This window comes from Pantoea sp. SORGH_AS_0659 (assembly GCF_031453915.1).
GTDB classification, from domain to species: Bacteria; Pseudomonadota; Gammaproteobacteria; order Enterobacterales; family Enterobacteriaceae; genus Pantoea; species Pantoea leporis.
Map to the genome: position 1 here is coordinate 1,142,760 of NZ_JAVJAK010000001.1, position 25,962 is coordinate 1,168,721.

Consider the following 25,962-nt stretch of genomic DNA (forward strand, 5'->3'; position numbering starts at 1 on the left):
GGCGACCTGCTATCACTTCTCGATCGGTAAATCGTCGCGGCTGCCCCATTCGCCCCACGAACCGTCGTACAGCGTCACATCCCGCACACCCAGCGAGGTGAGCGCCAGAATCACCACCACCGCCGTGACACCCGAACCGCAGCTGGCAATCACCGGCTGATCCAGTTTTACCCCCGCCTGAGCAAACAGATCGCGCAGTTCCGCTGCCGGTTTCAATTCACCATTTACCACTAAACTGTTCCACGGCACGTTCAGGCTGTTGGGAATATGCCCGCGCAGCAAGCCCGGACGCGGTTCATCCACTTCGGCGTTAAAACGGTTCGCCGCACGGGCATCGACAATCTGCGCACCGCCTTCGTGGCTGATCAGCAGCACATCGGTCAGACGTTTCACCTGTGCGCTATCATAAGTCGCTTCGAATTCACCCTCCGGCAAACTAACCGGTCCGGTGGCGACATCGAAACCGGCTGCCTTCCAGCCCTGTAATCCTCCGGCCAGAATCGACACGTTTTCGCAGCCAAAGGCGCGCAGCATCCACCACGCACGCGGAGCCGAAAACAGGTTGCCTTCGTCATACACCACCAGATGTTTGTCCTGGCTGACGCCCAATTCGCGCATTGCCACCGCAAAGGATTCGGCGCGGGGCATCATGTGTGGATAAGCACTGGTGTGATCGGACAAGGCTTCAATATTGAAGAACGGCGCATTCGGCAGATGACCAGCCAGATATTCAGCCTGCACATCACGTACGGCTTCCTGGCCAGGCGGTAACATGCGGGCATCAAGCACCTGCAATGTTTCCTCGATGTAATGTTCTTTCAACCAATCAGCGGACACAAACATGGCTGTCATAGCAACCTCTTCTCAGCAAACGGGAAACGACCAGTCTCCGGGAATGTGAACGCTATCTCAAGGGTGTGATTGCTAAAGTTGGCGGGTTGATGTGAAATTGCGCGGAATGACGTTTTCTTAACTTCTGGGACTGGTGAGGGAATTACCATGGCAAAACGTTTTAACCGGCTGCTGCTCAGCGCGCTGTTCGGTGCTGGATTACTGGGCGGCGGGACCTTGACGATACACGCGGAGGAAGCGGCAACCGCAACAGCAACGCAGAAATCGCTGTCAGTTATCGATCTCTCCGAGCTGCAACTCGACGGCGCCGCCGCGCTGGTGTTGACCTTCAACACGCCGCTTGAAGCGAAGCAGGATTTCGCTGCGCGCGTGCAGATTATCGATGAGAAAAGCGGCAAGGTTGATGGCGGCTGGGAGCTGGCGCCAAACGGTAAAGCGTTGCGTTTTCGTCATCCTGAACCGTCGCGCAAGTTGACGGTTAACGTCGATGCCGCTCTCAAAGCGGCCGATGGCAGCACCTTATCGAAATCGTTTAGCCAATCGCTCACCACGCGCGATATCCAGCCGATGGTGGGTTTTGCCAGTCGCGGATCGCTGCTGCCGCTGCGTCTGACGCAGGGATTGCCGGTGCTGGCGCTGAATGTGAATAACGTCGACGTCGATTTCTTCCGCGTGAAAAACGCCTCGCTGGCCGATTTTCTAGCGCAGTGGAATTACGGCAACAATATGTCGTACTGGGAATCACGCGAGCTGCTGAAAAATGCCGATCTGGTTTACGGCGCCCGCTTCGATCTTAATCCGGCACGCAACACGCGCGAGAAAATGCAGCTGCCGCTGGGCGATGTCGATGCGCTGAAGCAGCCGGGCGTTTATCTGGCGGTGATGAAACAGGCCGGAACCTACAACTACACGCAACCGGCGACACTGTTTACGTTGAGCGACATCGGTTTGTCGCTGCACCAATTCCCTGAACAGCTGGAACTGTTTGCCCAAAGCCTGACCAATGGCGCGCCGCTTGGTGACGTTAGCGTGCAGCTGCTGGATGAAAAAGGCAAACAACTCGCCAGTGGCACCAGCGACAGCAACGGTCATTTGCGCTTACCGGCGAATGCTAAAGGCAAGCTGCTGCTGGCGACACAAAAGGACCAAACCTCGCTGATCGATCTTAATCGTCCGGCGCTGGATCTGGCGGAGTTCCCGATTGATGGACCGCAAGGCTACGACAAACAGTTGTTCGTATTTGGTCCGCGCGATCTCTATCGTCCGGGTGAAACGGTGATCGTCAACGCGCTGCTGCGTGATGCAGATGGCAAACCGTTGCCGCCGCAGCCGGTGAAAGCCGACGTGGTGCAGCCGAATGGCGAAGTGTCGCAGACCTTTGTCTGGCAGCCGGAGAACGGCGTCTATCAACATCGCTTCGCGATACCGGCTGCGGCGATGACCGGCGAATGGACGCTGCGTATGAACAGTGGCGACAACCAGCCGCGCAGCTGGCCGTTCCACGTCGAAGACTTCCTGCCGGAGCGCATGGCGCTGGATTTGACCAACAGCGCGCAGCCGTTGGCGCCGGATGACGACGTCACCTTTGCTGTTGAAGGCCGCTATCTGTACGGCGCGCCGGCTGCGGGTAACGAGCTGCAAGGGCAGCTGCTGCTGCGTCCTGCGCGTGAAGCGGTGGCCGCGCTGCCCGGCTATCAATTTGGCGACATCACTGAAGAGCTGAAACGTTCGCTCGATGATGTGGATGAGAAGCTGGATGAGAGCGGCAAGCTGCAGCTTAACGTTGAGAGCAGCTGGAAAGAGAGCCATTCGCCGCTCAATCTGATTCTGCAAGCCAGCCTGCTGGAAACCGGCGGCCGTCCGGTGACGCGCCGCGCGACTCAGGCGATTTGGCCGGCAGCGGCGCTGCCCGGCATCCGTCCGCTGTTTAGCAGTGAATCGGTATATGACTATCGCAGCGATCGTTATCACGATGAGCCGACCGTGGCAGAAAACAGCCTCGCGGAATTCGACGTGGTCTACGCCAATCCGCAGGGCGAAAAACTGGCGGCGTCAGATCTTGATGTGCGCCTGATCCACGAACGCCGCGACTATTACTGGAGCTTCTCTGATAGCGAAGGCTGGCAATCGCGCTTCGATCAAAAGGATCTGCAGGAGGATCAGCAGCGCATCTCTATTGCGGCGGGCGGCAACCAAAAAGTGAGTTTCCCGGTGGAGTGGGGCACCTATCGCCTGGAAGTGCATGCCGGCGACAACATTATTAGCAGCGTACGCTTCCAGGCCGGATATGGGTGGCAGGACAATACCAACGGCACCGGCGCGCTGCGTCCGGATCAGGTCAAACTGAAAATTGATGAAACCGCCTATCAGGCGGGCGACACCGCGCATGTGCAGGTGGAATCGCCTGCTGCCGGCAAAGGCTATCTGATGGTGGAATCCAGCAGCGGCACGCTGTGGTGGCAACCGCTGGAGGTTCCGGCGGGCGGCGTAACCATTGATGTACCGATTAGCGACAGCTGGAAGCGACACGATCTCTATCTCAGCGCCATCGTGGTGCGCGACGGCGACAAGGCCAGCGGCGTCACGCCGAAACGCGCGGTGGGCTTGCTGCATCTGCCGATGGCGACCGAAGCGCGCCGCCTCAGCTTAGCGCTCGACGCGCCGGATAAGATCCGTCCTGAGCAGACGCTAAAAGTGCAGGTCAAAGCCAGCCGTGAAGGTGGCGCATTGCCGAAGCAGGTTCAGGTATTACTCTCGGCGGTGGACAGCGGCGTGCTTAACATCACTGACTACAAAACCCCGAATCCGTGGGAAGCGTTCTTTGGCCGCAAGCGTTATAACGCCGATCAATACGATGTGTTTGGTCAACTGATTGAAGGCGGTGGCAAACTGGCCGCGCTGCGCTTTGGTGGTGACGGCGACGATGCGGATGCGCTGTCGCGCGGCGGCAAAAAACCGGTCACTGATGTGCAGATCGTGGCGCAGCAGTTGCAGCCCGTAACGCTGGATGCCAATGGCGAAGGCACGCTGGAACTGCCGATTCCGGCGTTTAACGGCGAACTGCGTTTGATGGCGCAGGTGTGGAGCGACGACAGCTTCGGGTCGGCCGATCGTAAGCTGGTGGTTGCCGCGCCATTGATCAGTGAACTGGCGACGCCGCGCTTCCTGGCCAGCGGCGATCAATCCACGCTGGCGCTGGATCTCACTAACCTCACCGATCAACCGCAAGCGCTGAAAATCAACGTCAGCGCCAGCGGCCAGATCGCCCTGAACGGCAAAATCCCTGCCAGCGTGCAGCTGGCGCAAGGCGCGCGCACCACCTTGCAAATTCCAGTCAAAGCGCTGGGCGGCTTCGGTGAAGGCGAGGTACAGGTCAGGGTTTCCGGCATGAGTTTGCCGGGTGAAACGCTGGCAGCGAGCGAGCGTAAATGGAAAATTGGTGTGCGACCGGCGTATCCGGCACAAACGCTGAGTTTCGATAACGTGATGCAAACCGGCCAGAACTGGCAGGTGATGGCCAGCGCCTTCAATGGCTTGCAGCAGGATACCTTGAGCGGACAGCTGTCGCTCAGTAACCGTCCACCGCTGAATATCGCCAGCTATATCCGTTCGCTGTATGCCTATCCTTATGGTTGCCTTGAACAGACCGCCAGCGGTATTTGGCCGTCGGTGTTCACCAATCATGCGCAGCTGACGGCGATGGGCATCAAAACCAGTAACGATGAAGCGCGTCGCGCCTCAATTGATACCGGCATCGCGCGTCTTGCCGGCATGCAGCGCGGCAACGGCAGCTTTGGTTTGTGGAGCAAGGAGAGTCAGGAAGAGTTCTGGCTGACGGCTTACGTCACCGATTTCCTGCTGCGCGCCAGCGAAGCCGGGTACAGCGTGCCGGATGGCGTGATTACCCGTGCCGACGAACGTCTGCTGCGCTACCTGCAGGATCCCGCGCAGATCGAAACCAGCTGGAGCAGCGATGCCGATGGCTTGCGTTTCAGCGTGCAGGCTTATGCCGGATTGGTGCTGGCGCGTCAGCAGCAGGCGCCGCTCGGTGCGTTGCGTGCGCTGTATGAAAAACGCGATCGGGCTAAATCGGGCCTGGCGATGGTGCAGCTTGGCGTGGCATTGAAGCTGATGGGCGATCAACAGCGCGCACAACTGGCGCTGGCGCAGGGCATTGGCCTGGAACGTAAACCCAACAGCTGGCTCGGCGATTACGGCAGCCCGGTGCGCGATCGCGCGCTGATTCTGTCGCTGCTGACAGAAAACCAGCTGCTGCCGGAGATGCAAGGTCCGTTGCTGATCGATCTGGCGAAAGCCGTACACGGACAGCGCTGGTTCTCGACTCAGGAAAACAACGCCTTGTTCCTCGCCGCCCGCACCTTGCAGCAGCATAAAGGCGAAAGCTGGCAGGCGACACTGCAGGGTAAAGCGGAACCGCTCAGCAGTGATCAGCCGCTCAATATTGGCATGACGGAAGATCAGCTGCGTCAGGGCGTGTCGGTGAAAAGCGACAACGCATCGCCGCTTTACGGCACGCTGAATGTGGTGGGGTATCCGCGCACCGCACCGTCGCCGATGAGCAACGTGCTGCAGATCAGTCGTGAGTACTTCACGCTGGAGGGTAAGCCGGCGGATCTCACCAACCTGAAAAGTGGCGAGCTGCTGGTGGTGCGGCTTAAAGTCGCGGCCAGCGAGCGCGTCAGTGATGCGCTGGTGGTGGATCTGCTGCCTGCCGGACTGGAGCTGGAAAACCAGAACCTGAGCGACAGCAGCGCCAGTTTAGGCGACAGTGCCGATGCGCTGAAAGAGAGCATGATGGATATGCAACAAGCCAACATCAAGCACATCGAATTCCGTGACGACCGCTTTGTCGCCGCGCTGGCGCTCGATGGCTACACGCCGGGCACGCTGCTGTATCTGGCGCGTGCGGTGACGCCGGGCAGCTATCGCCTGCCGCCGCCGCAGGTGGAATCGATGTATGTGCCGGAATGGCGCGCGATTGGCAGCACGCCGGAAAAACTCAATGTGCGCTAAGCATTGATGTCTGGAAGTAAGCGACTAAAGCGGTGGCGCTGGCTGCCGCTTTTTTTACTGCTGCTGGCCGCGCTGTGGCTGCTGGATCGCCTTACACCGCTACCGCTGCATGAGTTACAGCCGGCGCGCGTGGTGGTGGCCGAAGACGGTACGCCGCTGTGGCGCTTTGCTGACCCGCAAGGCATTTGGCGCTATCCGGTGACGCTGGAGGATGTCTCGCCTTCCTATATTGAGGCGCTGCTGACCTACGAAGATCGCTGGTTCTGGCATCATCCCGGCATCAATCCGATGGCGATTATGCGTGCAGTCGGGCAGAACGTGCTGCATCACGGCGTGGTTTCCGGCGGTAGCACGCTGACTATGCAGGTGGCGCGGCTTATCGATCCGCAACCGCGCACCTTGCGCGGAAAAGTGGTGCAGGCGTGGCGCGCGCTGCAGCTCGAATATCATCTCTCTAAACGCGACATCCTCACGCTCTATCTCAATCGCGCCCCTTTTGGCGGCACGGTTGAGGGCGTTGGCGCGGCGAGCTGGATGTGGCTGGGGAAACCGCCGTCCCAGCTCACCCAAGGTGAAGCGGCGCTGCTGGCGGTGTTGCCACAGGCGCCGAGCCGCCTGCGTCCGGACCGCTGGCCACAGCGCGCCGAAGCCGCACGCAATAAAGTGCTGGATCGCCTCGCGCAATATCACGTCTGGTCAGCGCAGGATGTCGCCGATATCAAACAAGAAGCAGTGTGGCTGCCGCCGCGCCAGATGCCGCAACGTGCGCCGCTGCTGGCCCGCCGCCTATTGTCGCTGTCACCCGACAACAAAATCACCTCAACCATTGATGTGTCGCTGCAGCGCGAACTGGAGAATCTGGCGACGTCGCTGAAAAACAACTTACCGCCGCGCACCTCGCTGGCGCTGCTGGTGGTGGATCACCAAAACATGAAAGTGCGCGGCTATGTCGGATCGGTGGATTTCAATGACGACAGCCGTTTTGGTCATGTCGATATGATCTCCAGCGTGCGATCGCCGGGATCGGTGCTGAAGCCTTTTGTCTATGGCATGGCGCTGGATGATGGGCTGATTCATGGCGAATCACTGCTGCAGGATGTGCCGCGCCGCTTCGGTGACTATCGTCCCGGCAACTTTGACTCGGGCTTTCACGGGCCGGTGAGCGCCAGCGCTGCGCTGGAGCGGTCGCTCAATCTCCCGGCGGTGCAGTTGCTGGATGCGCTGGGGCCAAAAAGTGTCGCCGCGCGCTTGCGTAACGTGGAATTGAATCTGCGCTTTCCCGCTGGCGCAGAGCCCAATCTGTCGCTGGTGCTGGGCGGCACCGGCGCACGCATGGATGAGATTGTGGCGGCCTACAGCGCCTTTGCCCGTCACGGCAATGCGGCGCAGTTGCGCTGGCTGACAACACAGCCGCTGCAGGAGAGGCCGCTGTTGTCGCCGGGCGCGGCATGGATTGTGCGGCGCATTCTGGCTGGCGCGGCGCAACCTCCGGCCAGCGGCGCGGTGGCGGAGATTGCGCCTTTGGCGTGGAAAACCGGTACCAGTTACGGCTACCGTGATGCATGGACGATTGGCATCACGCCGCGCTATCTGATTGGCGTGTGGGTTGGGCGGCCGGATGCCACGCCGGTCGCCGGGCAATTTGGTTTTGCCTCGGCGGTGCCGGTGATGAATCAGGTCAATAATGTGCTGGCGGGACATATGCCGGTGAGCGGTGCGCCGCGCGATCCGCGTCCGCTTTCGGTCAGCGCCATGAGCATTTGCTGGCCTGGCGGTCAGCCATTGCCTCCCGGCGACGAAAACTGTCGCCAGCGTCGTCAGAGTTGGGTGTTGAATCAAACCGTGCCACCGACGCTGCTGGCGCCGGGGCAGGAAGGCGTCAATGGCTTGCGTCAGCGCTACTGGCAGAACAGCCGGGGATGGCGTGTGGCGGCAGATTGCCCGGATGCACAAAGTCGGGAGCGCCTGATGTGGCCGCTGCCGCTTGAACCCTGGCTGCCGGTTACTGAACGCCGTGCGCAGCGCTTACCGCCGATCGATCCTGCTTGTCCGCCGCTCAATCAGGGCAATGCGCCGCCGATGGTGATTACCGGTGTGATTAACGGACAGCGCCTACAGCCGCTGCCGGGTAAGGTGGTGCTGGTGATGCCGGTCGCGGTGCAGGGCGGGCAAGGTGAGCAGCGCTGGTGGTTTTTAAACGGGCAGCCGCTGGAGCGTGACGTGAGTAACAAGAGTGCCGCGCTGGTGCTGGATGAGCCGGGCAGTTATCAATTGGTGGTGATGGATGAAGCGGGGCAGCTCTCATCGGTGTCATTTATCCGCGGTTGAGTGCATGGATATGGCATACTTTTTGCCTGCGTGCCCCGACAAAAATCAATTATTTTCAATAATTCCGCAAATCGCTAATAGGCAACGCGCCATGATGTCCCTATAATCGGCGCGTTTTCTTACCGGGAGGAGCTCCCGGATTCTTCAGGATGCTAACTAGAGGTCAACATGGCAATCGAACGTACTTTCTCAATCGTGAAACCAAACGCCGTCGCTAAGAACGTGATTGGTGCAATTTATAACCGTTTTGAAAGCGCGGGCTTCAAAATCGTTGGCGCAAAAATGCTGCACCTGACTAAAGAGCAGGCTGAAGGCTTCTACGCTGAGCACAAAGGCCGTCCATTCTTTGATGGTCTGGTTGAATTCATGACTTCTGGTCCGGTTGTGGTTTCTGTACTGGAAGGCGAAAACGCCGTTCAGCGTCACCGCGATCTGATGGGTGCAACTAACCCAGACAACGCGCTGGCAGGGACTCTGCGTGCGGATTACGCGGACAGCTTCACCGAGAACGCGACCCACGGTTCTGACTCTGCTGAATCTGCAGCACGCGAAATCGCCTACTTCTTCGCAGAAAACGAAGTCTGCCCACGCACTCGCTAAGTGCGTTGATGGCCTGAGCGGACACCCGTCTTTACAGCTGTTCAACCTCTGTTAAACGGTTCCCCTGGCATCATGCAGCAGATGTAGTACAATTATGCGCCCTTGTTGAGCCAGCCTCAGCGAGGGCGCTGTTTTTTTCCTACTATTAACCAGAGCCGTAACGTGTAACAACGAGGCCAGAGAACATTATGTCCGAACAGATTGTGACGCCGTCGTCCGCTTCCCCCGTGGTTGTTTCCCCAAAAAACGAAAAAATTAACCTGCTGGATCTTAACCGTCAGCAGATGCGCGAATTCTTTCTTGAGATGGGCGAAAAGCCGTTCCGTGCCGATCAGGTCATGAAGTGGATGTACCACTACTGCTGCGATGATTTCGAGCAGATGACCGACATCAACAAAGTGCTGCGCGGTAAGCTGATGCAGCGCGCTGAAATCCGTGCGCCGGAAGTGGCGGAAGAGATGCGTTCCACCGATGGCACCATTAAATGGGCGATTCGCGTGGGCGACCAGCTGGTTGAAACCGTCTACATCCCGGAAGCGGATCGCGCAACCCTGTGTGTCTCCTCGCAGGTAGGCTGCGCGCTGGAGTGCAAATTCTGTTCGACGGCGCAGCAGGGCTTTAACCGCAACCTGCGCGTATCAGAAATTATCGGCCAGGTATGGCGCGCCGCGAAAATCATCGGTGCTGCGAAAATTACCGGTCAGCGCCCGATCACCAACGTGGTGATGATGGGCATGGGCGAACCGCTGCTGAATCTGAACAACGTGGTGCCGGCGATGGATATCATGCTGGACGACTTCGGTTTCGGCCTGTCAAAACGTCGCGTTACGCTGTCAACCTCAGGCGTGGTGCCGGCGCTGGATAAGCTGGGCGATATGATCGACGTAGCGCTGGCGATTTCACTGCACGCGCCGAACGATGCGATTCGTGATGAGATCGTGCCGATCAACAAAAAATACAACATCGAGACTTTCCTTGCGGCGGTCAAACGCTACATCGGCAAGTCTAACGCCAATCAGGGCCGTGTGACCATCGAGTATGTGATGTTGGATCACGTCAATGACAGCACCGACAATGCGCATGAACTGGCGGCACTGCTGAAAGAGACGCCGTGCAAAATTAACCTGATTCCGTGGAATCCCTTCCCGGGCGCGCCGTATGGTCGTAGCTCCAATAGCCGTATTGACCGCTTCTCCAAAGTGCTGATGGATTACGGTTTCACCACCATCGTGCGTAAGACCCGTGGTGATGATATCGACGCCGCTTGTGGTCAGCTGGCGGGCGATGTGATTGACCGTACCAAGCGTACGCTGCGTAAGAAAATGGCGGGCGAAGCCATCTCTGTGAAGGCGCTCTGAAAGCCAGCGCCTGCTGATATTCAGCGGGCGTAACTCATGTCAGTCTCTCCGCATATTTTTCATGGAGAGACTGAAATGCATAAAGGATTACCCGCCGCGATTCTGGCTGGCTTTGTTGTAACCGGTTGTGTCAATCATCCTGCAAAGCAGAGTGCAGCGGATATCCGTCTGCAGCTCGGATTGCATTATCTGGCGGTGAAGGATTATGCCGCTGCACAGCGCAATTTATTGCGTGCTCAGCAGGCAGCGCCGAAAGATTATCGCGTGCCGTTGGCCCTGGCCCGTGTGGCGCAGGCGCAGCTGAACAGCGCACAAACCCGCTGGCACTATCAGCAGGCGCAGCAGTTAGCGCCGCTGAATGGTTATGTGGCTAACAATTACGGTGCGTTTCTCTGCGGTTTAAGGCAGTATGACGAAGCGCATCAACAGTTTAAGCTGGCAATTGAGGCGCAGGAAATCGATGCTCGTCAGGATGCATTCCTGTTTTCGGGCTATTGTTACCTGCAGGCTGATGAGAGTGCCTCAGCGCGCGAGCAGTTAGGTTACGCGCTGGATGCCGCACCGGAGCAGGGCAGTCAACTGCTGAGGGAAGTGGAAAGGCGGCTTGAACAGCAGGAACAGCAGTCGGTTCCGCTGCTTTTAGAAGTGTACCACCAGCGTTTGCCCGCAACGGCAGAGAGCCTGTGGTTACAGATACGTTTCGCCGCGCAACAGGGAAACGCTGCTGACGTTACACGTTATGGCGACCGGTTGGCGCGAAGTTTTCCACAATCGATACAGTACCAGCGTTATTTAGCTAATGAATACTGAAGCCACTCAAGAGAATTCTGCAGTACATTCCACAGGTGAACGCCTGCGTCTGGCCCGTGAGCAGATGGGGCTGACCCAGCAAAACGTCGCTGAACGCCTGTGCCTGAAACTTACTACCGTGCGTGATATTGAAGAGGATAAGTCACCTGCTGATTTGGCTTCGACATTCCTGCGCGGTTACATTCGCTCCTATGCCCGTCTGGTGCATGTGCCGGAAGATGACCTGCTGCCGATGATGGCAAAACAGGCTCCGGTGCGCGCTGCCAGGATCGAGCCGATGCAGAGCTTCTCATTGGGTAAGCGTCGTAAAAAGCGCGATGGCTGGCTGATGATCTTCACCTGGTTGGTGATTTTCGTCGTAGTCGGTTTGACCGGTGCGTGGTGGTGGCAGAACCATAAAGCGTCACAGGCTGATTTGGTGTCGATGGCCGATCAAAACGGCAGCGGCGACAATAGCCAGTCCATTCCATTGGGCGACAACAGCACCGACAGCAATACCGATGCGGATACTAACGCTGCCGGTACGCCAGTCGATAACGGTGCTGGCGCAGTGGCCACGCCTGAAAGCAACGCCGGCGCACCTGCGTCGAGCATGAGCAACAATGCGCAAACCACCGGCAGCGACAACGCCGTGGTTTCGCCAAGCCAGGCTCCGATTGATACGGCGCCGCCAGCGGCGACCTCTCCGGCGCCAGCAAACAGTGTTCCTGCTGGTCAAATGCCTACCGCGAATGCGGCAGTCAGCCAACCGGCAGGCGATCCGAATGCCATCGTAATGAACTTCAAAGCCGACTGCTGGCTGGAAGTCAGCGATGCGACCGGCAAGAAGTTGTTCAGCGGTTTGCAACGTAGCGGCGGTAAGCTGAGTTTGTCCGGAACGGCTCCGTATCGTCTGAAAATTGGCGCACCGGGTGCGGTTGACGTGCAATATCAGAATCAGCCCGTTGATTTAAGTCGTTTTATCCGTAATAACCAGGTTGCCCGTCTGACGCTGGGTGCGCAATAACGCGCAGCGCGCTTTCCGGGTAATTGTGGAGAGAGAATATGCATAACGAAGCACCCATCATCCGTCGCAAATCAACACGGATTTACGTCGGCAAGGTGCCAGTTGGCGATGGTGCGCCCATCGCCGTTCAGTCAATGACCAACACCCGCACCACTGACGTGGACGCCACCGTTAACCAGATTCGCCAGCTTGAGCGCGTCGGGGTTGATATCGTGCGCGTCTCCGTTCCCACTATGGATGCGGCTGAAGCCTTCAAACTGATTAAGCAACAAGTCAACGTGCCGCTGGTCGCGGACATTCACTTTGACTATCGCATCGCACTGAAAGTCGCTGAATATGGCGTGGATTGTCTGCGTATCAATCCAGGCAACATCGGCAACAATGAGCGTATTCGCCAGGTGGTGGATTGTGCGCGTCATTACAACATTCCGATCCGTATCGGCGTTAATGCCGGTTCGCTGGAAAAAGATCTGCAGGAAAAATATGGCGAGCCAACGCCGCAGGCGCTGCTCGAATCCGCGATGCGCCATGTGGATCATCTTGATCGCCTCAACTTTGATCAGTTCAAAGTGAGCGTCAAAGCCTCTGACGTCTTCCTTGCCGTTGAATCTTATCGTTTACTGGCGAAAGCCATCGATCAGCCGCTGCACCTCGGTATCACCGAAGCGGGCGGCGCGCGTGCGGGTTCCGTGAAATCGGCGATCGGTTTAGGTTTACTGCTGGCCGAAGGCATCGGCGATACGCTGCGTATTTCGCTGGCGGCCGATCCGGTTGAAGAAGTGAAAGTCGGCTACGATATCCTCAAATCTCTGCGCATCCGCTCCCGCGGCATCAACTTTATTGCCTGCCCGACCTGTTCGCGTCAGGAGTTTGATGTCATCGGTACGGTCAATGCGCTGGAAGAGCGGCTGGAAGACATCATCACACCGATGGATATTTCCATTATCGGTTGCGTGGTGAACGGTCCGGGTGAAGCGACAGTTTCTACCCTCGGCGTGACCGGCGGAGCCAAGAAAAGCGGCTTCTACGAAGATGGTGTGCGCCAGCGCGATCGTCTCGATAACAACGACATGATCGACCAGCTGGAAGCGCGTATTCGCGCTAAAGCCAGCATGCTGGATGAAAGCCGCCGTATCAACGTGCAGCAGCTGGAAAAATAATCGTGGTGCGCGCCTGTCGCGTGCCAGTTTGTGATTGAACCTGTGCGGTTTCATCCTCATAAGGTATGATGCCGCTCAGGTTTTTTTGTCTTAAGAGATTCTAACGTGGCGAAGAATATTCAAGCGATTCGCGGGATGAACGATTACCTGCCGGCGGATACCGCGATTTGGCAGCGTATTGAAGGCACCCTTAAGCAGGTGCTGGCCAGCTATGGTTACAGTGAAATCCGTCTGCCAATCGTTGAGCACACCCCGTTGTTCAGCCGCGCAATCGGTGAAGTCACCGACGTGGTTGAGAAAGAGATGTACACCTTTGAAGACCGCAACGGCGAAAGCCTGACGCTGCGTCCGGAAGGCACAGCAGGTTGCGTGCGCGCCGGTATCGAGCACGGTCTGCTGTACAATCAGGAACAGCGTCTGTGGTACACCGGCCCGATGTTCCGCTACGAGCGCCCGCAGAAAGGTCGTTATCGCCAGTTCCATCAGATGGGTGTCGAAGTCTTCGGCCTGCAAGGCCCGGACGTAGATGCTGAGCTGATCATGATGACCGCGCGCTGGTGGAAAGCGTTGGGTATTGCCGAGCATGTTGAGCTGGAGCTGAACTCTATCGGTTCGCTGGACGCGCGTGCCAACTATCGCAGCGCGCTGGTGGCATTCCTTGAGCAACATCAGGACGTACTCGACGAAGATTGCAAACGCCGCATGTACACCAATCCACTGCGCGTGCTCGACAGCAAAAATCCTGACATCCAGAAACTGTTAAACGATGCGCCAACGCTGGGCGAATTCCTTGATGAGGAGTCGCGCGAGCACTTCAGCGGCCTGTGTGCCTTGCTGGACGACGCGGGCATTAGCTATCGCATTAACCAGCGCCTGGTGCGCGGCCTCGATTACTATAACCGTACCGTGTTTGAATGGGTGACCAGCAGCCTCGGTTCGCAGGGCACCGTGTGCGGCGGCGGACGTTACGATGGTTTAGTTGAACAGCTGGGTGGACGTGCCACGCCAGCGGTTGGTTTTGCCATGGGTATGGAGCGTCTGGTGTTGCTGGTGCAAGCAGTTAATCCAGAATTTGAACCGACGCGCATTGTTGATGTCTATGTTATCGCTTCGGGGCAGGGCGTTCAGTCCGCCGCGATGCAACTGGCGGAAAAACTGCGTGATGCTGATCCGGCACTGAAGATGATGACCAACTTTGGTGGCGGTAACTTCAAGAAGCAGTTTGCCCGTGCAGACAAGTGGGGCGCACGCATTGCGCTGGTGCTGGGCGAAGATGAAGTGAAAGCGGGCCAGGTTGTGGTGAAAGACCTGCGTACCGGCGATCAACAGACGCTGGCTCAGAGCGACGCCGCAGCAACGTTGCGCACGCTGCTGCAGTAAGCGCAGCACTGCAATAGCCATTTTAAAGAGAGGGATTGCGTGGAAGTTTACAGCAACGAAAACGAACAAGTTGACGCGCTGCGTCAGTTCTTTGCCAACAATGGCAAATTTCTGGCCGTTGGCGTAATCATCGGTATCGCTGCGCTGGGTGGCTGGCGTTTCTGGTCCAGTCATCAGGAAGGCACCGATAAAGCGGCATCAGCCGAATATCAACAGCTGACCAGTGCGATGCAGGCGGACAAGCCTGATTCGCTGGAAGCGGTCGCCACTTTCGCCAGCGAAAACAACAACACCTATGGTGCGTTGGCTTCGTTGGATCTGGCTAAGCAGTATGTTGAAACTAATCAGCTCGATAAAGCTATCACTCTGTTACAGAGTGGGCTGAAAGATACCAAAGATGCCAACCTGCAGGCGGTGATTAACCTGCGTCTGGCTCGCATTCAGTTGCAGCAAAGTCAGGCCGATGCCGCACTTTCTACCCTTAACAATGTTAAAGGTGATGGCTGGACAGCCATTGTGGCGGACATTCGTGGCGAAGCACTGCTGAGCAAAGGCGATAAGCAGGGCGCGCGTGATGCCTGGAGCAAAGGTGCTGAATCGCAGGCCTCTCCCGCGCTGAAGCAAATGCTGCAGATGAAGATGAATAACTTAAGTTAAGCCAGTCAAGAGAGCGCACATGGAATTACGTAAATACCTGCTGCCAGGGCTGATTTCAGTCACTCTGCTCAGCGGTTGCTCGCTGTTCAGCGGCGAAGAAGATGTAGTGAAAATGGCCCCGCTGCCTAAAGTGGAAAACCAGTTTACGCCGCAGACCGCGTGGAGCACCTCGGTTGGCGATGGCGTTGGTGATTTCTATTCCAATCTGCATCCAGCCTGGCTGGACGGTACCGTGTATGCTGCGGATCGTTTTGGTGTGGTTAAAGCGCTTGATGCCAGCAATGGTAAAGAGAAATGGAAAGTCGATCTCTCTGAGAAAACCGGCTTCTTCTCGAAAAACATCTCGGCACTGCTCTCTGGCGGCGTCACCGCCAGCGGCGACCGCATCTACATCGGTAGCGAACGTGGTCAGGTATTTGCGTTGAATACCAGCGATGGTGGCATCGCCTGGCAGACCAAGGTCGCCGGTGAAGCGCTGTCGCGTCCGGTGGTGAGCGACGGTTTAGTGCTGGTTCACACCAGCAACGGTATGTTGCAAGGCCTTGATCAGAGCACTGGCGTGATCAAATGGACCGTTAATCTTGATATGCCTGCGCTGTCACTGCGCGGTGAATCAGCCCCGACCGTGGCCTTTGGTGGCGCAATTGTGGGTGGCGATAATGGCCGCGTGAGCGCAGTCATCGTCAATCAAGGTCAGCTGATTTGGCAGCAGCGTATTTCGCAGCCAAGCGGCGCCACGGAAATCGATCGCCTGAGCGACGTCGATACTACGCCAGTCGTGGTAAACGGTGTGGTTTATGCGCTGGCGTATAACGGTAACCTCACCGCGCTGGAACTGCGTTCTGGTCAGGTGCTGTGGAAACGTGAGATTGGCGGCGTGAAAGACATGGTGGTGGATGCGGGTCGTATCTATCTGGTCGATCAGGATGACCGCGTGATTGCCCTGAATGCTGATGGTGGCGTAGCCATCTGGCGTCAAAGCGATCTGCTGCATCGTAATCTGACCTCGCCGGTGCTGTTCAACGGTTATCTGGTTGTCGGTGATAGCGAAGGTTATCTGCACTGGATTAACACCCTTGACGGCCGCTTCGTGGCGCAGCAGAAACTGGACAGCGATGGCTTCCAGACTGAACCGGTTGTTGCCGGTGACAAGCTGCTGATCCAGGCGAAAGGCGGAGAAGTTTACGCCATCACCCGTTAAGGATTTGGCTCTGCGGGAACGCGTTTCCCGCTCGCTTACACGGCTCCTGATTCGTCAGGGGCCGTTTCGTTTTTAGTCAGGCATGGTATTCTTTGCGCCTTCAGCCTGACGCCTGGCGTCAAATGTCGTTATAATCACGCCATTCGGGCGAATTATTTTAAAAACTGAGGCAAGTGTTATGGTACCTGTGGTCGCGCTGGTTGGGCGTCCCAATGTGGGAAAATCTACGCTATTTAACCGTTTAACACGCACACGTGATGCGCTGGTGGCGGATTTTCCTGGACTGACTCGCGATCGCAAATATGGTCGCGCCGAAGTGGAAGGGCGCGAATTCATTGTTATTGATACCGGCGGTATTGATGGCACCGAAGAGGGCGTAGAAAACCGCATGGCGGAGCAGTCGCTGCTGGCGATTGAAGAAGCCGATGTGGTGCTGTTTATGGTGGATGCGCGCGCGGGCGTAATGCCGGCGGATCAGCAAATCGCTAATCATCTGCGTGCCCGTGAGAAAGCCACCTTTGTTGTCGCCAACAAAACTGACGGTATCGACCCGGAAGCGGCGGTGCTGGATTTCTATGCGCTGGGCTTAGGCGAGATTCACGCCATTGCAGCTTCGCATGGCCGCGGCGTTAACAGCCTGCTGGAAACCGCACTGTTGCCGTGGATGGAAGAAATCGTTCCAGAAGTCGAGCTCACTGAAGAAGAAGAGAACGCTGCTTATTGGGCCGATTTAGAAGAAGAGAGTGAGAAGGCGCTGGAGGAAGAGGAAGAAGAAGATTTCGACCCAACCACACTGCCAATCAAACTCGCTATCGTTGGCCGCCCGAACGTGGGTAAGTCAACGCTAACTAACCGCATTCTTGGCGAAGACCGTGTCGTGGTCTTCGACATGCCGGGCACCACGCGCGACAGCATCTATATTCCGATGGAACGTGACGGACGTGAGTATGTCCTGATTGATACCGCTGGCGTACGTAAGCGCGGTAAAATCACCGAAACCGTCGAAAAATTCTCAGTTATCAAAACGTTGCAAGCGATCGAAGATGCTAACGTGGTAATGCTGGTGATTGATGCCCGTGCCGGAATCTCCGATCAGGATCTCTCGCTGCTCGGCTTTATCCTGAACAGTGGGCGCTCACTGGTGATCGTGGTCAACAAGTGGGATGGCATGACGCAGGAAGCCAGAGATGAAGTCAAAGAGATGTTGGACTTCCGCCTGGGCTTTATCGATTTTGCGCGCATCCACTTTATTTCCGCCCTGCACGGCAGCGGCGTCGGCAACCTGTTCGAATCGGTGACCGAAGCGTACGACTGCTCTACCAAACGTGTGGGCACCGCAATGCTGACGCGCATTATGACCATGGCCGCCGACGATCACCAACCGCCGTTGGTGCGGGGTCGCCGCGTGAAGCTGAAGTATGCGCACGCCGGTGGTTATAACCCGCCAATCGTGGTGATTCACGGCAACCAGGTGAAAGATCTGGCTGATTCCTATAAGCGTTACCTGATGAACTACTTCCGTCGTTCACTCAACGTTATGGGTACGCCGATTCGCATTCAGTTCAAAGAAGGCGATAACCCGTACGCGGGCAAACGCAACCTGTTGACGCCAACGCAGCAGCGTAAACGTCAGCGTCTGATGTCGCATCTGAAGAAGAACAAGCGTTAAGATGAGAAGGGCCCAGCAGGGCCCTTTTTTTTCACCTGTAACTTGTAGTGGCGCCATTTATGGCGACCGCCATCCAAAGCGCAGAGGATAATGGATGAACTTTTCCTGCCCAACCTGTCAGCAACCACTCACTCTCAGTGAAACCGGTTTTGACTGCCCCAATTGTGAACGTCATTTCGATCGTATCGCCTTATGCCCGGATTGCCATCAGCCGTTACAAGTGCTGAAAGCCTGTGGCGCTGTCGACTACTTTTGTCAGCACGGCGACGGTCTCATCTCGAAAAAGCGCGTCGAATTTACGCCTGACTTCATCGCAGATTAAAAACTCCGGATTCCACGCCTAGAGTTATTAACAAGTTACGCCTGGATTTGTAGCAAAAATGCTATTAACCAGTGACTGCCGCGTTATGGATATTCACTTTTTATTGTACCAGGTGGTACAATCCTGCCGCCTTGTCGCGAGAATCACTCTCACCTACGTTGTGTCCTCGCTCACAAGCGCCGAATCACGGGCATTGCACCCGTATCAATAGATATAAAATAAAGCGTAACGGAATAGTTCCTGTCTCCCGCTGCGGCTGGGGCCTTGTCATCGGCTGCCACAGATTTATCGGCGCCAGCGCTTTATTTTTTCAGGAGAGTTTTTGTTATGGCAGAAAATTCCGCTCGTCCCGGCAAAGGGCTGAGCATCTGGTCCGTACTGTTTGGCCTGGTCTTGCTGGCAATCGGCTTGTTCTTCGCAATCGGCGGCGGCAAGCTGGTCGCGCTGGGCGGCAGCTGGTACTTCCTCATCGCCGGTATCGTTATGTTGCTGTCGGCCATTCAGTTCTTCCGTCGCAAATCATCCGCCGTCACCCTGTTTATTCTGGTGTTTGCTGGCACGCTGATTTGGTCACTGTTTGATGCAGGCCTGCATTTCTGGCCGCTGGTCTCGCGCTTGATGGTGCCGGCCGGCTTGATGCTGTTTGCATTCCTCACCTGGCCAGCCCTGCGTAAAAGCGAAGGCAAAAGCTCCCTGGCGAAAGTCTCTTATGTGCTGTCTGCGGTGATCGTGGTGGGCATGGTGGCGACTTTCGTGCAGATGTTCCAGCCGCATCCTACCGTGGCATTTGACGGTAAACAGCTGCCGCTGATTCCGGTCGATAAATCAAAACCTCAGCAAGACTGGAGCAGCTACGGCCGTACGCCGGGTGGCGACCGCTTCGCTGCCATCGATCAGATTACCCGCGACAACGTGAAAGACCTGCAGGTCGCCTGGACTTTCCAAACTGGCGATACGCCAATCAGCCCAACCGGTAACGGTGCGGAAGATCAGCAAACCCCGCTGCAGGTGGGCAACACGCTGTTCCTTTGCACCCCGCATAACAATGTGATTGCGGTTGCCGCAGACAGCGGTAAGGAAATCTGGAAACGCGAAATCAACGCGCAGGCAGAAGTGTGGAACCGCTGCCGTGGCTTAGCCTATTTCGATGCGACTAAACCGCTGCAGCAGCCAACCGAGCCGGGTTCAACGCCGGTTACTGCCGCTGTGCTGCCTGCTGGCGACACCTGTCAGCGTCGTATTCTGATGAACACCATTGATGCGCGTCTGATTGCTATCAACGCCGACAACGGTGAGCTGTGCGACACCTTCGGTACGCACGGTGTGGTTGACCTGAAAACCGGTCTGGGCAGTGCGCCAGATCCGCAATATCAGCTGACGTCACCGCCAGCGATGGCCGGCACCACTGTTGTTGTGGGTGGTCGTGTCGCCGATAACGTACAGACCGACATGCCTGGCGGCGTGCTGCGTGGTTTTGACGTCATCACCGGTCAGATGCGTTGGGCGTTTGACCCAGGCAACGACGACCCCAATGCGGTGCTGATGCCGGGTAAAAATTACACCCGCAGTACGCCAAACTCGTGGGCGCCAATGTCTTACGATCCGGCAATGAACACCGTGTTCCTGCCGATGGGTAGCTCGTCAGTGGATCTGTGGGGTGCGAACCGTACCAAACTGGATCACACTTACGGCGCATCAATCCTGGCGTTGGATGCCACCACCGGTAAGCAGAAGTGGGTTTATCAGACCGTGCATAACGATCTGTGGGACTTCGACCTGCCAATGCAGCCGAGCCTGGTCGACTTCCCGATGAAGGATGGCACCAACAAGCCAGCCGTCGTTATCGGCGCGAAAACCGGCATGATCTGGGTGCTGGATCGCCTGACCGGCAAGCCTTTGACCAAAGTTGAAGAGCTGCCGATGCCGCAGGGTCACATCCCGAACGAGCAGTACACCAAAACTCAGCCGCACTCTGTGGAAATGCCAAATATCGGCAACCAGAAAATGACGGAGTCGGATATGTGGGGTGCAACACCGTTTGATCAGCTGGCGTGCCGTATTGCCTTTAAAGGCATGCGTTACGATGGTCTGTTCACCGTGCCGGATACCGATAAATCCCTCAGCTTCCCAGGTTCACTGGGCGGTATGAACTGGGGCGGTATCTCGTTTGACCCGAACAACCAGTACATGTTCGTTAACGACATGCGTCTGGGCCTGTGGGTACAGATGATCCCACAAGACACCAGCAAAACGGCGGCCAGCAACGGTGGTGAAGCTATCAACACCGGTATGGGTGCGGTTCCGCTGAAAGGCACACCGTACGCGGTGAACAAAAACCGCTTCATGTCGCCGCTGGGCATTCCGTGCCAGGCTCCGCCGTTCGGTACGCTGTCAGCGATTGACATGAAAACCCGTCAGATCGTGTGGCAGGTGCCAGTGGGTACGGTAGAAGATACCGGTCCGTTTGGTATCAAAATGCGCGCGAAAATGCCAATTGGTATGCCGACCTTAGGCGGCACGCTGGCAACGCAGGGTGGCCTGGTGTTCATCGCGGGTACGCAGGATTACTATCTGCGCGCTTTCGATAGCTCAACCGGTAAAGAAGTGTGGAAAGCACGTCTGCCGGTCGGCAGCCAGGGCGGTCCAATCAGCTACGTTTCGCCGAAAACCGGCAAACAGTACATCCTGATCTCCGCAGGCGGTGCACGTCAGTCGCCAGACCGTGGTGATTACGTGATTGCTTACGCGCTGCCAGACAGCAAGTAAGTTAAAAAAAGAGAAAGGCCGACATCATGATGTCGGCCTTTTTTTATAACCCTCCGTGGCACATCTCTTCCTTTAAGGCACCTTAATTACTGCTGCTTAGAAGGGCGACGGCTTTTTTGACCTCCTTTTCTTCCAGCTTCCCTGGCTCTTTCAGGATCGTTTCTGAAATTACCCCCACTGACTTTGCCGCCAGCGCTACCGGCTTCCCTGGCGCGCTCCGGGTCCTCTGCAAAGTTCCCGGCACCACCTCGTTGCTTTTTTTGTGTCATAGCAGAGACCTCATCTAAGGGTGTTTTCTTCGACGTGGACTAGCTAGCCACATAATGAGTATAGTCAATCAGTTACGCTCTGCCTTGAGAGATCTCCGATAACCTATTCACCGTCTCGCCACAGCGATTGCAGCTCGGGGGGCGCCAGTTGTTCGGGAATTAAAATCACGAAACTTCCCGCTTCGCGATGGGTAGCATAGGTGATTTGAATGCGGTAGTAGCGCTGATCGCCACGACCGACATTTGCCGCCTGATCTTCCGTTTCCCCCAACGGCATTGCCTGTTCCAGTACTTCGCAGACGCGCTGCTTTTGCGGTTCCGGCAGTTCCCCCAGCGCAAAGCGCCGTTCGCCGCGCAGTTTAGGGATAAAAGCGATTCCGCCTTCCCGCGCCAGCTCGATGATTGCGTCATCGGTCAGTTGGATGTCCATGTTACGCCTACCTGCTGCCAGGCGGATTGAATCTTTTCCGCCACTGAGCTGTTGAATCGTTGATTGGCGTGCTGCACGGTAAAGCGCGCAAAGGTGCTGAAATCGGCATCCTGCGGCAGCGTTTTGTCGCACAGCGTGTCGTACCAGGCTTGACCGGCCTGTTCCCACGCAAAGCCGCCCAGCGCTTTAGCGGCGAGGTAAAAGGCGCGATTGGGAATGCCGGAATTGAGGTGCACGCCGCCGTTGTCGTCACGCGTTTCGATGTAGTGCGCCATATCGGCCGGTTGCGGATCTTTACCCAGCACCGGATCATCGTAAGCCGTTCCCGGTGACGACATCGAGCGCAATCCGCGCCCGTTGATGCCCTGCGCCAGTAAACCTTCGCCGATAATCCAGTCGGCCTGATCGGCGCTCTGCTTGAGGTGAAATTGCTTCACCAGCGAACCAAACACGTCAGACATCGATTCATTCAGCGCGCCTGCCTGCTGGAAATAGATCAATCCCGCTTCGGTTTCTGTCACGCCGTGCGTCAGCTCGTGCGCCACCACATCCAGCGCGATAGTGAAGCGATTGAAAATCTCGCCGTCACCGTCACCAAACACCATCTGCTGCCCGTTCCAGAAGGCGTTCTGATACTCCTTGCCGTAATGCACGGTGCCATCGAGCTTGAGGCCTTTATTGTCCAGCGAGTTGCGTTGGTAGATTTGCCAGAAGAAATCGTAGGTAATGCCGAGATAGTTCCAGGCTTCTTCGGCTGCAACATCACCATTTCCCGGCTGGCCTTCTTCGCGCACCAACGTGCCGGGCAGATTTTGCGTTCCTTCGGCGTCATAGATAGCACGCAGCACCGTGCCTGGCTGAGCGGTGGCGGTGCTTGCTGGTTTAGCGTTATGTTCGCCCATCAAGTGCTGGACGTGGGTGAGGGTGCGGGCGCGCGTAGTCTTGTTGCGCGCCGGAGCAGTTATCAATGATATTGCGCAGAATGTAGGGAGGAATAACGCTGTAAGACATAAAAAAACTCCTGGCCGTTTAGGTACATGCCAGAAGTATAGTTTTCCCGCTATGAACGCGCTTTGCGGCTCCGGGATTTCTGCGGTTCGAGTGCGGTAACCTGGCTTTCCACCCAGCCATCGTCCAGCCGGGTGCGCAGCAAGTCGCCTTTGCTCAGCTGTTGGGTTTTCTTCACCACCTGACCTTGGGTGTCGGTGGTTACGCTGAAGCCACGCGCCAGCGTCGCCAGCGGGCTCACGCCTTCCAGCTGTGCCGCCAGCGTGCCAAAGCGCTGACGATTGTGATTGAGCTGCTTCTCCATGCCCTGCTGTAAGCGATAGTGCCATTGCTGGAGCTGCTGCTGAGCGCGCAGAATACGTCCCTGCGGCTGCTGGGCGTTAAGGCGTTGCAGCAGGCGATCCTGCTGACGATTGGCCACACGCATGCGCTGGTCCATTGCTTCACCGAGACGGCGCTGCAGCTGTAAGAGCGCGGTTTGCTGGCGTGCCAGACGCAGCTGTGGATGCTGCTGCTGCAAGCGGTGCTGAATGCGCGTGAAGCGACGCTGCTGCTGAGCCAGATAGAAATCCATCGCCATCTCCATGCGCTGCTGCTGCGACTGCAAACGACGCAACAGTTCAAGCTGATTACGGCTCACCAGTTCTGCCGCAGCAGACGGCGTCGGCGCACGTAAATCCGCTACGAAGTCAGCGATAGTGACATCGGTTTCATGCCCAACGGCGCTGACAATCGGCAGGCGGCTGGCAAAAATCGCCCGCGCCACGCGCTCGTCATTGAAGCTCCACAAATCTTCCAGCGAACCGCCGCCACGACCGACAATCAGCACATCACACTCATCGCGCTGGTTAGCCAGCTCAATGGCACGCACAATGCCAGCCGGCGCATCCACACCTTGCACCGCGGTGGGATAGATAATCACCGGCAGTGAAGGATCGCGTCGATGCAGCACGCGCAGCACGTCGTGCAGCGCCGCGCCGGTGGCGGAGGTAATCACGCCCACCTGACGCGCCGGATCCGGCAGCGGCTGTTTGAACTGTTGATCGAATAAGCCTTCCGCGGCTAAACGCGCTTTCAGCTGCTCGAATTGCTGCTGCAGCAAGCCTTCACCGGCCGGATGCATGCTTTCGATAATCAGCTGATAATCGCCGCGCGGCTCATACAGCGTGATGCTGGCGCGCACTAACACTTGCTGGCCATGTTGCGGACGGAAGGTGACGCGACGATTGCTGTTGCGGAACATCGCGCAGCGCACTTGTGCGCCATCATCCTTCAACGTGAAGTACCAATGACCGGAAGAGGGCTGAGTGAAATTTGAAATTTCAGCGCTGAGCCACACCAGGCCCATCTCATTTTCCAGCAGTTGGCGCACCGTGGTGTTCAGGCGGCTGACGGTAAAAATATTGGCGGTTGGCGGTAGCGACATGTGATGTAGATCAAATTTTAAATCAGAGGGTTAATCAACTGATACTACATTGCTTGCCCTGAGGATCAAGACATTTTCTGAAAAAACACTGGAGGCAATCGGTTTCGGCCTGTATAATGCCGCGGCAATATTTTATCTGTTTTAATCGCCCCCAGGTGGAGATATTGCAATGTTAAGAATCGCTAAAGAAGCCCTCACATTTGACGACGTTCTGCTCGTTCCCGCTCACTCCACTGTCTTACCGAACACCGCTGATCTCAGCACTCAGCTGACGAAAAACATCCGTCTGAACATCCCCATGCTCTCCGCTGCAATGGACACCGTGACCGAAGCCGGTCTGGCAATTGCGCTGGCGCAGGAAGGTGGTTTGGGCTTTATTCACAAAAACATGTCAATTGAGCGCCAGGCGGATGAAGTTCGTAAGGTGAAAAAACACGAAAGCGGCGTCGTTACCGATCCACAAACCGTGCTGCCAACTACCGCGCTGGCGGCGGTGAAAGAGCTGACCGAACGTAACGGCTTCGCCGGCTACCCGGTCGTGAACACCGACAACGAGCTGGTGGGCATCATCACGGGCCGTGACGTGCGTTTTGTTACCGACCTGACCTTACCAGTTTCCGCAGTGATGACCCCTAAAGAGCGCCTGGTAACGGTGAAAGAGGGTGAAGCACGCGAAGTTGTGCTGCACAAAATGCATGAAAAACGTGTTGAGAAAGCGCTGGTTGTTGATGACAGCTTCCACCTGCTGGGCATGATCACCGTTAAAGACTTCCAAAAAGCCGAACGTAAACCTAACGCGTGTAAAGATGCGGAAGGCCGTCTGCGCGTAGGCGCTGCGGTTGGTGCCGGTGCGGGCAATGAAGAGCGCGTTGATGCGCTGGTTGCTGCCGGTGTTGACGTGCTGCTAATTGACTCATCACACGGTCACTCTGAAGGCGTGCTGCAGCGTATTCGTGAAACCCGTGCAAAATATCCGAACCTGGAAATCATCGGCGGCAACGTTGCCACCGGCGCAGGCGCATTGGCGTTGGCGCAGGCCGGCGTGAGCGCGGTGAAAGTGGGGATCGGTCCTGGCTCAATCTGTACCACGCGTATCGTCACTGGTGTTGGCGTGCCACAGATCACCGCGGTTTCTGATGCGGTTGCCGCGCTGGAAGGCACCGGCATTCCGGTTATCGCTGATGGCGGCATCCGCTTCTCTGGCGACATCGCTAAAGCGATTGCAGCAGGCGCAGCGGCCGTCATGGTCGGTTCTATGCTGGCTGGTACCGAAGAGTCTCCGGGCGAAATCGAGCTGTATCAAGGCCGTTCGTTCAAGTCTTATCGCGGTATGGGTTCACTGGGCGCGATGTCCAAAGGCTCTTCAGATCGTTACTTCCAGAGCGATAACGCCGCTGACAAACTGGTACCGGAAGGTATCGAAGGCCGCGTTGCCTACAAAGGCCGCCTGAAAGAGATCGTGCACCAGCAAATGGGCGGCTTGCGCTCTTGCATGGGCCTGACGGGTTGCCAGACCATTGACGATCTGCGCACCAAAGCGGAGTTTGTGCGTATCAGCGGCGCGGGCATCAATGAAAGCCACGTGCATGACGTGACCATCACCAAAGAGTCACCAAACTACCGCATGGGTTCATAATCCCGTAAAATTTAGCGCCCGGCACCCGCCGGGCGCTTTTATTATTAAGT

The 25,962-nt window shown here is 56.9% G+C and carries 18 protein-coding genes and 1 pseudogene; 14 read left to right on the forward strand and 5 right to left on the reverse strand.

What is annotated here, in order from left to right; genetic code table 11:
- Positions 1-12: 12 nt before the first annotated feature.
- On the reverse strand, positions 13-852 hold the full coding sequence (gene sseA, locus Q3H59_RS05415) for a 3-mercaptopyruvate sulfurtransferase (protein WP_192411385.1): 840 nt from the start codon (positions 850-852) through the stop codon (positions 13-15).
- A gap of 147 nt (positions 853-999) precedes the next feature.
- On the opposite strand from sseA, the gene Q3H59_RS05420 reads away from it, so the two are divergent.
- The 13 genes from Q3H59_RS05420 to Q3H59_RS05480 all read left to right on the forward strand — a co-directional run bounded on the left by Q3H59_RS05420 (position 1,000) and on the right by Q3H59_RS05480 (position 21,143).
- Positions 1,000-5,886 (forward strand): alpha-2-macroglobulin, encoded by a 4,887-nt coding sequence (locus Q3H59_RS05420; protein WP_192411386.1) that lies wholly within the window; start codon positions 1,000-1,002, stop codon positions 5,884-5,886.
- Positions 5,887-5,892: 6 nt separating this feature from the next.
- Positions 5,893-8,214 carry a peptidoglycan glycosyltransferase PbpC gene (gene pbpC / locus Q3H59_RS05425; RefSeq protein ID WP_309833655.1) on the forward strand — a complete coding sequence of 774 codons (2,322 nt, stop codon included), beginning with the start codon at positions 5,893-5,895 and terminating at the stop codon, positions 8,212-8,214.
- A gap of 168 nt (positions 8,215-8,382) precedes the next feature.
- Entirely contained in the window at positions 8,383-8,814 is a 432-nt protein-coding gene (ndk, locus tag Q3H59_RS05430; protein WP_007884899.1) for a nucleoside-diphosphate kinase, read from the forward strand.
- 188 nt (positions 8,815-9,002) lie between these two features.
- On the forward strand, positions 9,003-10,172 hold the full coding sequence (locus Q3H59_RS05435; protein WP_007884898.1) for a bifunctional tRNA (adenosine(37)-C2)-methyltransferase TrmG/ribosomal RNA large subunit methyltransferase RlmN: 1,170 nt from the start codon (positions 9,003-9,005) through the stop codon (positions 10,170-10,172).
- A 75-nt stretch (positions 10,173-10,247) separates the two neighbouring features.
- Entirely contained in the window at positions 10,248-10,982 is a 735-nt protein-coding gene (gene pilW / locus Q3H59_RS05440) for a type IV pilus biogenesis/stability protein PilW (protein ID WP_277973964.1), read from the forward strand.
- Positions 10,972-11,988, forward strand: a complete 1,017-nt coding sequence (rodZ, locus tag Q3H59_RS05445; RefSeq protein ID WP_137386283.1) for a cytoskeleton protein RodZ — start codon at positions 10,972-10,974, stop codon at positions 11,986-11,988. The genes pilW and rodZ overlap by 11 nt, the downstream gene beginning before the upstream one ends.
- 38 nt (positions 11,989-12,026) lie before the next feature.
- Entirely contained in the window at positions 12,027-13,148 is a 1,122-nt protein-coding gene (gene ispG / locus Q3H59_RS05450) for a flavodoxin-dependent (E)-4-hydroxy-3-methylbut-2-enyl-diphosphate synthase (RefSeq protein ID WP_101763487.1), read from the forward strand.
- Positions 13,149-13,253: 105 nt separating this feature from the next.
- Positions 13,254-14,528, forward strand: coding sequence for a histidine--tRNA ligase (gene hisS / locus Q3H59_RS05455; RefSeq protein ID WP_280171966.1), 1,275 nt, complete (start codon positions 13,254-13,256; stop codon positions 14,526-14,528).
- Between the two features lie 39 nt (positions 14,529-14,567).
- Entirely contained in the window at positions 14,568-15,185 is a 618-nt protein-coding gene (locus Q3H59_RS05460; protein WP_101763489.1) for a YfgM family protein, read from the forward strand.
- A 19-nt stretch (positions 15,186-15,204) separates the two neighbouring features.
- A complete protein-coding gene (gene bamB, locus Q3H59_RS05465) occupies positions 15,205-16,386 on the forward strand; it encodes an outer membrane protein assembly factor BamB (RefSeq protein ID WP_110866466.1) in 1,182 nt (393 codons plus the stop codon).
- A gap of 178 nt (positions 16,387-16,564) precedes the next feature.
- On the forward strand, positions 16,565-18,055 hold the full coding sequence (der, locus tag Q3H59_RS05470; RefSeq protein ID WP_101763491.1) for a ribosome biogenesis GTPase Der: 1,491 nt from the start codon (positions 16,565-16,567) through the stop codon (positions 18,053-18,055).
- 94 nt (positions 18,056-18,149) lie between these two features.
- On the forward strand, positions 18,150-18,377 hold the full coding sequence (locus Q3H59_RS05475; RefSeq protein WP_210081469.1) for a zinc ribbon domain-containing protein: 228 nt from the start codon (positions 18,150-18,152) through the stop codon (positions 18,375-18,377).
- A gap of 327 nt (positions 18,378-18,704) precedes the next feature.
- Positions 18,705-21,143 (forward strand): glucose/quinate/shikimate family membrane-bound PQQ-dependent dehydrogenase, encoded by a 2,439-nt coding sequence (locus Q3H59_RS05480; RefSeq protein WP_309833665.1) that lies wholly within the window; start codon positions 18,705-18,707, stop codon positions 21,141-21,143.
- Positions 21,144-21,229: 86 nt separating this feature from the next.
- On the opposite strand, the gene Q3H59_RS05485 is transcribed toward Q3H59_RS05480, so the two are convergent.
- From Q3H59_RS05485 to xseA, 4 genes and pseudogenes are all read right to left on the reverse strand, one after another.
- On the reverse strand, positions 21,230-21,412 hold the full coding sequence (locus Q3H59_RS05485; RefSeq protein WP_045814915.1) for a general stress protein: 183 nt from the start codon (positions 21,410-21,412) through the stop codon (positions 21,230-21,232).
- A gap of 103 nt (positions 21,413-21,515) precedes the next feature.
- Positions 21,516-21,842 carry a protealysin inhibitor emfourin gene (locus Q3H59_RS05490; RefSeq protein WP_192411393.1) on the reverse strand — a complete coding sequence of 109 codons (327 nt, stop codon included), beginning with the start codon at positions 21,840-21,842 and terminating at the stop codon, positions 21,516-21,518.
- Positions 21,827-22,853, reverse strand: a pseudogene (locus Q3H59_RS05495) (M4 family metallopeptidase). Before Q3H59_RS05495 ends, Q3H59_RS05490 begins: the two are co-directional and overlap by 16 nt.
- 49 nt (positions 22,854-22,902) lie before the next feature.
- Positions 22,903-24,276 carry an exodeoxyribonuclease VII large subunit gene (gene xseA, locus Q3H59_RS05500; RefSeq protein ID WP_101763496.1) on the reverse strand — a complete coding sequence of 458 codons (1,374 nt, stop codon included), beginning with the start codon at positions 24,274-24,276 and terminating at the stop codon, positions 22,903-22,905.
- A gap of 169 nt (positions 24,277-24,445) precedes the next feature.
- Between xseA and guaB the strand changes: the two genes are divergently transcribed.
- Complete coding sequence (gene guaB / locus Q3H59_RS05505) at positions 24,446-25,912, forward strand: IMP dehydrogenase (protein WP_101763497.1); 1,467 nt, start codon at positions 24,446-24,448, stop codon at positions 25,910-25,912.
- Positions 25,913-25,962 lie beyond the last annotated feature (50 nt).